The sequence below is a fragment of the Nonomuraea sp. NPDC050540 genome (genome assembly GCF_044457485.1).
Classification (GTDB): Bacteria; Actinomycetota; Actinomycetes; order Streptosporangiales; family Streptosporangiaceae; genus Nonomuraea.
Genome location: NZ_JBITHA010000008.1, coordinates 317,187 through 328,665, shown reverse-complemented (window position 1 = coordinate 328,665; position 11,479 = coordinate 317,187). Strand labels below are relative to the sequence as shown.

Here is an 11,479-nt window from a genome sequence, read left to right as displayed (position 1 = left end):
AAGGAACATGAGCAACCGTAGTTGACTAATTTCGCCTTAGTCAACCTCAGTTGCTAATGCCGCGCACGATCGCGTCGGTGAGCGCCCTCGCCTCCCTCGCGGGCGAGAACAGCGTGGGGCAGGCCAGCCAGGTGGCCGCGGTGCCGTTGGCCGAGGTGATGATCGCGAGCGCCGCGGTGTCCGGGCTGACGCCGGGCCGCAGCTCGGCGGTGCTCAGCAGCCCGGACAGCTGCCGCCGCCAGCCCTCCATGACGACCTGCTTGTCGTGCAGGCCCTTCTCCAGCTCGGGCACGCCCTCGGCGCTGCGCATCGACAGCGCGTAGACCTGGCGGAACGTCGTGTCCTCCTCCAGTGCGGTGAAGAACGCCACGAGGAAGCCGCCGACCCGCTCGACGGGCGGTTCCGGGCCGTCGAGCCTGCTCCAGACGGGCGTCGCCGACTCGGCCCACAGCTCGTTGATCGCCGCCAGGCAGAGCGTGGCCTTGTCGGTGAAGTGGTGGTAGAGGGCGCCGCGGGTGAGTCCCGCCCGCGCGGCGATGCCGTTCAGCGTCGCCGTCGCGAAGCCGCGTTCGGCGAACTCCGCCAGGGCCGCGACCAGCAGGGATCGGCGGGTTTCCGCGGCCTCCTCGGCGGTTCTGCGCATGACGCCCAGATTCTCATACGTGTCGGCATGTATGCTCGCTCTAATGATACGTGCTGACATGTATGTAAAGGGGCCACGATGCTGCAGTTCCGCGACGTCAAGGTGTTCGACGGGGAGAAGCTCCTCCCGTCCACGCACGTCACCATCGACGAGGGCCTGATCGCCGCGATCGGGCCGGTCGAGGCGCCGGGAGCGGTTGTCGTCGAGGGCCGCGGCGCGACGCTGCTGCCCGGCCTGATCGACGCGCACGCCCACGTCTTCCCCGGCGACCTGGAGCAGGCCGCGGCGTTCGGGGTCACGACCGTGCTCGACATGATGGCCGACCCCGTCGGGATCGCGAAGCTCCGCGGCGCCCGCGACGGGGCGGACCTGCGCACGGCCGGCACCGCGGCCACGGTCCCCGCCGGCTATGGCTGGTACCTCGTCGAGATGGGGCTCCTGCCGCCCTTCCCCACGCTCACCGGACCCGAGCAGGCGGCCGCCTTCGTCGCCGACAGAATCGCCGAGGGGTCCGACTACCTCAAGATCATGCTCGACGACGGCTCGACCGCGGGACTGCCGACCCCGACGCTGACCGGCGAGACCCTGCGCGCGCTCGTCGCCGCCGCGCACGACCACGGCGCCCTGGCCGTCGTCCACGCGCTGAACGCCGGCTCCGCCCGGCTGGCCGCCGAGGCCGGGGCCGACGTGCTCGGGCACCTGTTCGTGGACGCGCCGGACCCCGAGCTCGCCCATGAACTGGCCGACCGGGGGACCGTGGTCATCCCTACGCTGGCCGTACTGGGAGAGCTGTTCGGCGAGCCGCGCGGCGGGCGGCTCGCCGCGGACCCCCGCGTCGCGCCCCACCTGGGCGAAGGGGCGCGGCGGATGCTCACCATGGGGCCCGTGCCGCTCGGCGAGGGCGCGCGGCACGACGTCACCGTGGCCACGCGTACCCTGGCGCGGCTGCTCGACGCCGGCGTCACCGTGCTGGCGGGCTCGGACGCCTCCAACGTCGGAACCGCCCACGGAGCCACACTCCACGACGAACTACGCCGGCTCGTGGCGGCGGGGATGACCCCGGGCCGGGCCCTGACCGCCGCCACCGCGGCGCCCGCCCGCTGCTTCGGCCTCGCCGACCGGGGCAGGATCGCGCCGGGGTTCCGCGCCGACCTGCTCCTGGTCGACGGCGACCCGACGGCCGACATCGACCGCACCCTCGACATCCTCGGCGTCTGGCGCGGCGGCAGGCGGCTGATGCGGGGCCCGGATGCGGGTAGGCTGTGAGGGTTGCGCTCGTAACGCCTCCCGCTAGGGCGGGTCAGGGGGAGCGCAGAGAAACTCCGCCAACGTGCATCCCTAGGAGATGTCGTGTCTGAAGTACGTATCGCCGCTGAGGCTCGCACCGAGTTCGGCAAGGGCGCCGCCCGCAAGATCCGCCGCGCCGACAAGGTGCCCGCCGTCCTCTACGGCCACGGCATCGACCCCAAGCACCTCACGCTGCCCGGCCACGAGGTCCTGCTCGCCCTGCGCACCGCCAACGTCCTGATCCACCTCAAGGGCGACGGCGTCGACGAGCTGGCCCTGCCCAAGGGCGTCCAGCGCGACCCGATCAGGGGCTTCGTCGAGCACCTCGACCTGCTCCTGGTCAAGCGCGGCGAGAAGGTCACCGTCGAGATCCCCGTCACCACCGTCGGTGACGTCGACTCCGAGGGCATCCTCGACCAGCAGCTCATGAGCATCGGCGTCGAGGCCGAGGCCACCCACATCCCCACCGGCATCGAGGTCGACGTCGAGGGCTTCGCGGTCGGTCGCGTCGTCACCGCCGCCGACCTGGTCGTGCCGCAGGGCTCCTCGCTGGCCGCCGACCCGGAGACCGTCGTCCTCCAGGTCATCGCCAAGCCGACCGAGACCGCCGACGAGGACGAGGCCGCCGAGGGCGAGACCGCCGCCGTCACCGAGGCCGCCGAGGGCGAGAGCGCCGAGTAACACCCACGTTCACCGCACGGGGCGGCCGGGATCATCCGGCTGCCCCGTCGTGGTGTTCTCGTAGAGTTACGGCAGGCCGCCACGTGAGCAAGGAGTCGCTTTGGACCGCTGGCTGATCGTCGGGCTGGGCAACCCCGGCGACGAATACGCGGGAAACCGGCACAACGCCGGATTCATGGTGCTCGACGAGCTGGCCGCCCGCGCGGGGGGCAAGTTCAAGGCGCACAAGAGCCGCTCCGCCGTCCTGGAGACGCGGCCGGCGATCCTGGCCAAGCCCCTCACCTACATGAACCTCTCCGGCGGCCCCGCCAAACTCCTGGCCGACTTCTACAAGGTCGCCCCCGAGCGGATGATCGTCGTGCACGACGAGCTGGACGTCCCCTACGGGGCGCTGCGCGCAAAGCTGGGCGGCGGCGACAACGGCCACAACGGGCTCAAGTCCATCACCAAGGTCTTCGGCACCCGCGACTACCTGCGGGTCCGCTTCGGCATCGGCCGCCCGCCCGGCCGCATGGACCCGGCCGCGTACGTGCTCAAGGACTTCGCCACCGCCGAGCGCAAGGACCTCGCCTTCCTCGTCGACCGCGCCGCTGACGTGGTGGAGTCGCTCATGGAACGCGGCCTCGACGTCACCCAGAACGAGTTCCACCGGTCAGACCTCAACATTTCCGGCCCTCCACGCTGATCACCACGTAAGGCCGTTCGCGATCCGGCCGACGTTGCCCGCCGCTACTATCTGGTGACCATTCGTTGACGGTCGGTCACGGGGAGGCGCGGCGTGAGCAAGGGCGAGGTGCTGATGGCCGTCGTCCGTGCGCATCCTGAGCTCGTCTGGCAGGCCGCCCCCGGCGTGCCCGGCTGGGTCCGCGCCTACCGGGTACGGGCCCTGGTGGCCGATCTGGGCGGCGCGGGCGCGGGCGCGGCGCTGGCCTTCTTCGCCCGCTTCGGCGAGCTGACCCCCTACGCCGCGCCGTACCTGCTGCTGAGCGCGGCCCTGCCGCTGGCCTGGGTCTGCGCGAACGCGCTCAACCGCGCCTACGAGCCGCGCATGTTCGGCGTCGGGCCCGAGGAGTTCCAGCGCGTCGTGCGCTGCGGCCTCGCGCTGACCGCCGCCACCGCCATCGTCGCCTACCTCACCAAGACCGACGTCGCGCGCGGCTACGTCGTGCTCGCCCTGCCCCTCACCACCCTGCTCACCCTCATCTTCCGGTACTGCTTGCGCCGCGCCCTGCACCGGCGCAGAGCGCGTGGCGAGTGCATGCGCCGCGTCGTCGCCGTCGGGCACCGCGCCTCGATCGCCGAGCTCGTCGAGCGCTTCCGGCGCGAGCGCTACCACGGCATGGAGGTGGTGGCCGCCTGCCTGCCCGAGGACGCGCCGGGCGACGACGTGGCGGGGGTGCCGGTGGCGGGCGGGTTCAGTGACGCGCCGCTCGTGGTGGAGCAGTCGGGGGCCGACTCCGTCGCCGTGCTCGCCTGCCCCGAGATGGACGGCGTGGCCCTGCGGCGGCTGGCCTGGCGGCTGGAGCGCACCCACACCGAACTGGTCGTCGCGCCCGCGCTCATGGAGGTCGCCGGGCCGCGCACCACCATCCGCCCGGCGGCCGGGCTGGCATTGCTGCACGTCGAGCATCCGGAGCTGGCAGGGGCGAGGCAACTGGTGAAGAACGTCTTCGACCGGGTCGTGGCCGCCTCGCTGCTGGTGGCGCTGTCGCCGTTGCTGGCAGGGCTGGCGGTGGCCGTACGGGCGAGCAGTTCCGGGCCCGCGCTGTTCAGGCAGACGCGCGTCGGCCGCGACGGCACGCTGTTCACGATCGTGAAGTTCCGCACCATGCGGCTGGGCGCCGAGCACCAGAAGCTCACGCTCGTCAGCGACGCCGACGGAGTGCTGTTCAAGGTGCGCAACGACCCGCGCGTGACCTCGCTGGGCGCGCTGATGCGTCGGCACTCGCTCGACGAGTTGCCGCAGCTGATCAACGTGGTGTGCGGGCACATGTCGCTCGTCGGCCCTCGCCCGCCGCTGCCCGAGGAGGTCGAGCGCTACGGCGACGACGTCCGGCGGCGGCTGCTGGTGCGACCGGGGCTGACGGGGCTGTGGCAGGTGAGCGGCAGGTCTGATCTGTCGTGGGAGGAATCCGTCCGCCTCGACCTGCGTTACGTTGAGAACTGGTCCCTCATGCTGGATCTCCAGATCCTGTGGAAGACTTGGTCGGCCGTCGCCCGCGGGCAAGGAGCTTACTGATGACGATTCGCGACGACCACGCCCTCGCCTCCGATCTCGCCGACGAGGCGGGACGGCGGCTGCTGGAGATCCGCGAGCGCGAAGGGTTCGGCGAGGCGCCGGCGCTGCGCAAAGCCGGTGACCGGGGCGCCCACCTCTATCTGATGGAGGCGCTGGCGCGGCTGCGGCCGAGCGACGGCGTGCTGTCGGAGGAGGCCACGCGCGAGGAGCGGGAGGACCCGCGCAGGCAGCGTACCGAGCGGGTGTGGATCGTCGACCCGCTCGACGGCACCCGCGAGTTCGCCGAGGAGGGCCGCGCCGACTGGGCCGTCCACGTGGCGCTGTGGGAGCGCGGGGCGCTGGCCGCGGGCGCGGTGGCGCTGCCCGCGCAGGGGCGCACGCTCACCACCGGTGAGCCGCCGAAGCTGCCCGCCTATGACAAGGGCAGGTTCAGGATCGCCGTCAGCCGTACCAGGCCGCCGGAGTTCGTGCAAAGACTTGCCTATCTCGTCGGGGCCGATCTGGTGCCCATCGGCTCGGCCGGAGCGAAGATCTCCGCGGTGCTCACCGGAGACGTCGAGGCCTACGTTCACGCAGGCGGACAGTACGAGTGGGACTCCGCCGCGCCGGTCGCCGTCGCCCAGGCCGCGGGCGCCCACGCCAGCCGGATCGACGGCTCGAAGCTGACCTACAACCAGGTCGACCCCTCACTACCGGATATCCTTGTTTCCCTACCTGAGCTGGCGCCAACGTTGCTCGCCGGAATTCGGGACCTGCACCGCTGACACCACGCCGGAGGAAGCCCCATGCTCCAGCGCGACTACACCACGTCGCAGCTAGACGTTCTCGAGGCCGAGGCCATTCACATCATGCGTGAAGTGGCCGCCGAGTTCGAGCGTCCCTGTTTGCTCTTCTCCGGCGGCAAAGACTCGATCGTCATGCTCCGCATCGCCGAGAAGGCCTTCTGGCCCGCGCCACTGCCCTTCCCGCTGATGCACGTCGACACCGGGCACAACTTCGACGAGGTCATCGAGTACCGCGACCGCAGGGCCGCCGAACTCGGCGCCCGCCTGGTCGTCGCCAGCGTGCAGGCGTCGATCGACGCCGGCCGGGTCAGCGAGGAGACCGGGCGGCGCGCCTCGCGCAACCGCCTGCAGACCACGACGCTGCTCGACGCGATCGAGGAGCACGAGTTCGACGCGGTCTTCGGCGGTGCCCGCCGCGACGAGGAGAAGGCCAGGGCTAAGGAGCGCGTCTTCTCCTTCCGCGACGACTTCGGCCAGTGGGACCCCAAGAACCAGCGCCCCGAGCTGTGGAACCTCTACAACTCCCGCATCCGCAAGGGCGAGCACATCCGGGTCTTCCCGCTGTCCAACTGGACCGAGCTCGACATCTGGGACTACATCCGCCGCGAGGGCATCGAGATCCCCTCGATCTACTACGCCCACACCCGCAAGGTGTTCGAGCGTGACGGCATGCTGCTGCCCGACGCGCCCGTCGTGTCGCGCGGAGAGGACGAGCCGCTGTTCGAGGCCGTCGTGCGCTATCGCACCGTCGGCGACATGACCTGCACCGGCGCCGTCCAGTCGGCCGCCGCCACGGTCGAGGAAATCATCGAGGAGATCGCGGCCACCCGCATCACCGAGCGCGGCGCCACCAGGGCCGACGACCGCGCCTCAGAAGCCGCAATGGAAGACCGCAAGCGCGAGGGCTACTTCTAAGATGGACATTCTTCGTTTCGCCACCGCCGGCTCCGTCGATGACGGAAAGTCCACCCTCATCGGGCGCCTGCTCTTCGACTCCAAAGCGATCTTCGAGGACCAGCTGGAGGCGGTCGAGCGCACCTCGCGCGACCGCGGCACCGAGTACACCGACCTGTCGCTGCTCACCGACGGCCTGCGGGCCGAGCGCGAGCAGGGCATCACCATCGACGTCGCCTACCGCTACTTCGCGACCCCGCGGCGCAAGTTCATCATCGCCGACACCCCGGGCCACATCCAGTACACCCGGAACATGGTCACCGGCGCCTCCACCGCCGACCTGGCCATCATCCTCATCGACGCCCGCAAGGGCGTGCTGGAGCAGTCGCGCCGCCACGCGTTCCTGACCACGCTGCTGCGGGTGCCGCACCTGGTGCTCGCGGTCAACAAGATGGACCTGGTCGACTACTCGGAGGAGCGCTTCGAGGAGATCCGCGAGGAGTTCACCTCCTTCGCCTCCAAGCTCAACGTGGCCGACCTGACCTTCATCCCGATCTCCGCGCTCCACGGCGACAACGTGGTGTCCCGTTCGGAGAGCATGCCCTGGTACCACGGCAGCTCGCTTCTCCACCACCTGGAGAACGTGCACATCGCCTCCGACCGGAACCTGGTCGACGTGCGCTTCCCGGTCCAGTACGTCATCCGGCCGCACAAGACCGAGTTCCACGACTACCGCGGCTACGCGGGCCAGGTGGCCGGCGGCGTCCTGAAGCCGGGCGACGAAGTGCTCCACCTGCCCTCCGGCCTGACCAGCAGGATCGCCTCCATCGACACCTACGACGGGCCCGTCGAGGAGGCGTTCCCGCCCATGTCGGTGACGCTGCGCCTGGAAGACGAGATCGACATCTCGCGCGGCGACATGATCTGCCGGCCCAACAACCAGCCGAGCGCCGCGCAGGAACTGGAGGCGATGGTCTGCTGGATGACCGACGCCACCAAGCTCGCGCCCCGCTCCAAGCTGGTCATCAAGCACACCACCCGCACCGCGCGGGCGATGGTGCGCGAGCTGCACTACCGGCTCGACGTCAACACGCTCCACCGCGACGAGACCGCGACCGGGCTCGGCCTGAACGAGATCGGGCGGGTGTCACTGCGGGTGACGCAGCCGCTGTTCGTGGACGACTACGCGCGCAACCGGGCGACCGGCGGCTTCATCCTGGTCGACGAGACCACCAACACCACGGTAGGCGCCGGCATGGTCATCGAATCCCGCTGACCCCGGTCACCTCCGTCTGCGCCTGAGCAGGCCGTACGCGGTGCGGAGGGCGGCGATTCCGGCCGCCCCCACCGCGCCGACCAGGGGTTCGCGTTCCTCCAGGGCGCTCGGCCCCACGTCCGGCAGGGCGGGGCCGGGCTCCCCGGCCCGTGCCGCCTCCAGTTGCGCCGCGAACGCCAGTCCCAGGAACAGCGCGATCGAGCTCAGGAACGCCCACAGCAGCAGCGCCATCACCGTGGTCAGCGGGCCGTAGGTGCTGCCGAACGTGCCGCTCCTGTCGGTGTAGAGGGCCAGGGCGAGCGTGAACGAGGTCCACAACACCAGCGTCACCAGCGCCCCGAACGCCAGCCACGTGTGGCCGGGCTGCCGCCGCCTGGGCGCCGCCCGGAACAGCACCGACGTGGACACCAGCGCCAGCAGGAACCCCACCGGCCAGCGCACCACGTCGAACGCCAGATGTTGCCCGGCGCTCCAGTCCCACACCTGTGCCAGCGCGCCACCGATGGCCGCGCCGCCGACCATGGCCACGAAGCCGGTCACCATGAGGGCGCCGGCGGTCAGGGCCAGGATGACGGCTCTGCCGTACTTGCGGGGGAAGGGTCTGTCGCGCTCCATGCCGTAGATGCGGTTGGCGCCGCGCTCGACCTGCGCCATCGTGGACGTGAGCGAGATCAGTGAGGTGGCCAGGCCGAGCCACAGGGCCAGCGCGTCGCGCCGCGAGCCGCCGCCGAGGACGTCGATGACCGAGGCGCCCCCTTCACCCGGCGCGAGGCGGCTGAGGGAGAGCTGGAGGACCTGGCCGAGTTGTTCCTGGTGGGTGACGGAGCTGAGGCCGACCAGGGCGATGGCGCCCGGGATGATCGACAGGCACATCTGGAACGCCAGGGCTCTGGAGTGGCTCATGCCGTCGCCGTACCGGAACCGGACGAACGAGTCATGGGCCAGGCGGCGCATGCCGTACTCGCGCAGGGTGGTCCACGCATGATCGGCGGAAAGCTCCATCGTGCGTGTTTGGGGTACTAATGTCGCGGATCCCACGCCGCACAGCTAACCACCGTGGGGGAGTCCTCGGCGACTTCGAACGTCAGGTAGATCATTTGGGCTTTCGGTGACTGCGCGATTACTCCGCGCTACTGTCTCCCACGTTCCGTATTCACGAGGTTAGGTCCCTGTCCGTGACTGACCGTTCGCCCGCCCCCGGGGTGATCTTCCTGGGCGGCCTTGGCCGCAGTGGCACCACGCTGCTGGAGCGGTTGCTCGGCGAGTCGCCGGGCGTGACCGCGCTGGGCGAGGTGGCCCATCTGTGGGCCAGAGGGGTGCTCGCGGGGGAGCCGTGCGGGTGCGGGGCGGGGTTCGCGGCGTGCGACTTCTGGCGGCGGGTGGGGGAGCGGGCGTTCGGCGGATGGTCGCCGATGCTGGCCGAGCGGGTCCTGGGGCTGCGCGACCGCGTCGACCGGACCAGGCGCATTCCGCGCATGGGGCATCGCGACCTTGACGAGTACGTGCGCGCCTACCGCCGCGTCTACACGGCCGCGGCCTCGGTGGCCGGGTCCCGGCTGGTGATCGACTCCAGCAAGCACGCCTCGCTGGCGTGGTGCCTGGCCGCTGGGGGCGTGGACGTGCACGTCGTCCAGGTGGTGCGCGACCCGCGGGCGGTGGCCCATTCGTGGCGGCGCGGCGTCGAACGTCCCGAGGACGGGCGGCCCATGACCCGCTGGGGCCCGATCCGCACCTCCCTTCACTGGACCGCCCAGAACCTCGCGCTCGACCTGCTGGCGCGGCGCGGGGTGCCGCTCACCCGGGTCCGCTACGAAGACCTGCTCGCCGACCCGCGCGCGACCCTCACCGGCCTCGCCTCCCGCCTCGGCCTCGACCCTGTCTTCCCGCACCTGGACGGCTCGCTCGCGACCCTGGGTCCGGCCCATACGGCGTCGGGCAACCCGATGCGGTTCACCATCGGCCCGGTCAGGCTGATCCGGGACGACGCGTGGAACACCGGCCTGCCCCGCCGCCACCGCGCCCTGGTCGCAGCCCTGACCAAACCCCTCATGCGCCGGTACGGCTACCGCCCCGGAGGCGCTGAGTCCGGCGATCTGAACGGCGGCGTCCCGATGCGGGGCGGGGAGGAGGCGGCGTGAGCGCGTCCATCGGCGTGGTGATCCCCACCCGGGGCAACCGGCCCGAGCAGTTGCGGGCGGCGACCAAAGCGGCTCTCGACCAGGTGTACCCCGGAACCATCGACCTGGTCATCGTGGTCGACGGGGCGTCACCGGAGAAGGTGGCGGAACAGGTGGCCGACGTGATCGCGCCCCGCGATGCCACGGCCGGGCACCACCGGGTCCGCGTGCTGCCCAACCGGCTCAGCCCCGGCCTGCCCGGCGCCCGCAACACCGGCATCGCCGCCTGCGACACCGACCTGATCGCCTTCTGCGACGACGACGACATGTGGCTGCCCGGCAAGCTCGCCGCCCAGGCACGCCGGTTGGAGCCGGGGGCCGAGTTCGCCTCCTGCGCCATCGAGATCGCGTACGGCTCCCGCCGCGTACCCCGGCTCGCCGGAACCGACCGCGTCACCAAGGCCGACCTGATCCGGTCGCGGATGGTGATGGTGCACAGCTCGACGTTCCTGTTCCGGCGCGGGGCGCTGTGGGTCGACGAGAGCGCACCCGGCGGCCAGAACGAGGACTGGGACCTCGCCCTGCGCGCCGCCGGGCGGCAGCCGATCGTCCACGTCGACCGGCCGCTCGTCCGGGTCGCCTGGGGCGCCTCCCACTACGTCGCCCGCTGGGCCGACCGCATCGCCGGGCTGGAGTGGATGCTCGCCCGGCACCCCGAACTGGCCGTGGATCCGCGCGGCGCGGCGCGGATCTACGGTCAACTCGCCTTCCACAACGCCGCACTGGGGCGGCGCCGGGAGGCTGGACGCTGGGCGCTGCGTACCTTCGCCGCCCGGATCGGCGAGCCACGCGCACCGATCGCGCTCGCCGTGGCCGCCGGGCTGATCCCGGCCTCGGCGGTCCTATCCCTGCTGCACCATCGGGGGCACGGCATTTGACCACCCGAGATCTCACCCACCCCACCTCCCCGGACCCCGGTCCCCCGGAGCCAACCCCGACTGCCTCAACCCCCGGCCTGGATCTCGCGGACGTGCGCCCTCCCACACTTCCCCGCCAACGCACCGAACATCCACCACCCATCCCCCAGACGGCCCCCCAGCACCCCGTTAGCGACCCGCCTACAGCTCGGGTCGACTCCCTGCGGCCCGTCGGCGATCTGTCCACGGCTCAGGCAGATTCCCCGCGGCCCGCCGGCGGCCCGCCCACGGCCCAGGCCGACTCTCAGTGGCCCGCTGGCGACTTGCCTGCGGCTCAGGCCGACTCCCTGCGGCCCGCGGGCGATCTGTCCACGGCTCAGGCCGACTCCCTGCGGCCCGCGGGCGACCTGCCCACGGCTCAGGGCGATCCCCGGCGTCCCGCCGGCGGGAGTGTCCACGATCCGGTCGTCCCGGTGGCCCGTGCCGTGAACACGGGGCTCGGTGGCGACGGCCCTCACCCGGGCACCGCCCCCCACCCGAGCGCCCCCCACACGGGCGACGGGGCCCGTGGTGGGGATGTGGCTTCGGGGGGTGGCAGGCATCGGGGTGGTCCGCATGTGGTTCCGAGGGTGGGCCGGGG

At 71.6% G+C, this 11,479-nt stretch carries 11 protein-coding genes; 9 read left to right on the top strand and 2 right to left on the bottom strand.

From position 1 onward, the window contains the following. Positions 1-46: 46 nt before the first annotated feature. The gene (locus tag ACIBI5_RS28430; RefSeq protein ID WP_397251791.1) at positions 47-643 is read right to left on the bottom strand and encodes a TetR family transcriptional regulator; all 597 of its coding nucleotides are present in this window, start codon (positions 641-643) and stop codon (positions 47-49) included. Positions 644-721: 78 nt separating this feature from the next. Between ACIBI5_RS28430 and ACIBI5_RS28425 the strand changes: the two genes are divergently transcribed. The 7 genes from ACIBI5_RS28425 to cysN all read left to right on the top strand — a co-directional run bounded on the left by ACIBI5_RS28425 (position 722) and on the right by cysN (position 7,805). After that, complete coding sequence (locus ACIBI5_RS28425) at positions 722-1,909, top strand: amidohydrolase family protein (protein WP_397251790.1); 1,188 nt, start codon at positions 722-724, stop codon at positions 1,907-1,909. A gap of 84 nt (positions 1,910-1,993) precedes the next feature. After that, positions 1,994-2,611 (top strand): 50S ribosomal protein L25/general stress protein Ctc, encoded by a 618-nt coding sequence (locus ACIBI5_RS28420; RefSeq protein ID WP_397251789.1) that lies wholly within the window; start codon positions 1,994-1,996, stop codon positions 2,609-2,611. A 100-nt stretch (positions 2,612-2,711) separates the two neighbouring features. Further along, positions 2,712-3,296, top strand: coding sequence for an aminoacyl-tRNA hydrolase (gene pth, locus ACIBI5_RS28415; protein WP_397251788.1), 585 nt, complete (start codon positions 2,712-2,714; stop codon positions 3,294-3,296). 114 nt (positions 3,297-3,410) lie between these two features. Beyond that, positions 3,411-4,850, top strand: a complete 1,440-nt coding sequence (locus ACIBI5_RS28410) for a sugar transferase (RefSeq protein WP_397251903.1) — start codon at positions 3,411-3,413, stop codon at positions 4,848-4,850. Beyond that, on the top strand, positions 4,850-5,614 hold the full coding sequence (locus ACIBI5_RS28405; protein ID WP_397251787.1) for an inositol monophosphatase family protein: 765 nt from the start codon (positions 4,850-4,852) through the stop codon (positions 5,612-5,614). Before ACIBI5_RS28410 ends, ACIBI5_RS28405 begins: the two co-directional genes overlap by 1 nt. A gap of 21 nt (positions 5,615-5,635) precedes the next feature. Beyond that, on the top strand, positions 5,636-6,550 hold the full coding sequence (gene cysD / locus ACIBI5_RS28400; protein ID WP_397251786.1) for a sulfate adenylyltransferase subunit CysD: 915 nt from the start codon (positions 5,636-5,638) through the stop codon (positions 6,548-6,550). Between the two features lies 1 nt (position 6,551). Then, positions 6,552-7,805 carry a sulfate adenylyltransferase subunit CysN gene (cysN, locus tag ACIBI5_RS28395; RefSeq protein WP_397251785.1) on the top strand — a complete coding sequence of 418 codons (1,254 nt, stop codon included), beginning with the start codon at positions 6,552-6,554 and terminating at the stop codon, positions 7,803-7,805. Positions 7,806-7,811: 6 nt separating this feature from the next. Here cysN and ACIBI5_RS28390 read toward each other — a convergent pair whose 3' ends face one another. Continuing rightward, positions 7,812-8,807 (bottom strand): YihY/virulence factor BrkB family protein, encoded by a 996-nt coding sequence (locus ACIBI5_RS28390; protein ID WP_397251784.1) that lies wholly within the window; start codon positions 8,805-8,807, stop codon positions 7,812-7,814. A 173-nt stretch (positions 8,808-8,980) separates the two neighbouring features. Between ACIBI5_RS28390 and ACIBI5_RS28385 the strand changes: the two genes are divergently transcribed. Together ACIBI5_RS28385 and ACIBI5_RS28380 are read left to right on the top strand one after the other, a co-directional pair. Then, positions 8,981-9,943 carry a sulfotransferase gene (locus ACIBI5_RS28385; RefSeq protein WP_397251783.1) on the top strand — a complete coding sequence of 321 codons (963 nt, stop codon included), beginning with the start codon at positions 8,981-8,983 and terminating at the stop codon, positions 9,941-9,943. After that, positions 9,940-10,860: a glycosyltransferase family 2 protein gene (locus ACIBI5_RS28380; protein ID WP_397251781.1), complete on the top strand. Its 921-nt coding sequence runs from the start codon at positions 9,940-9,942 to the stop codon at positions 10,858-10,860. Before ACIBI5_RS28385 ends, ACIBI5_RS28380 begins: the two co-directional genes overlap by 4 nt. The last annotated feature ends 619 nt before the right edge of the window (positions 10,861-11,479 follow it).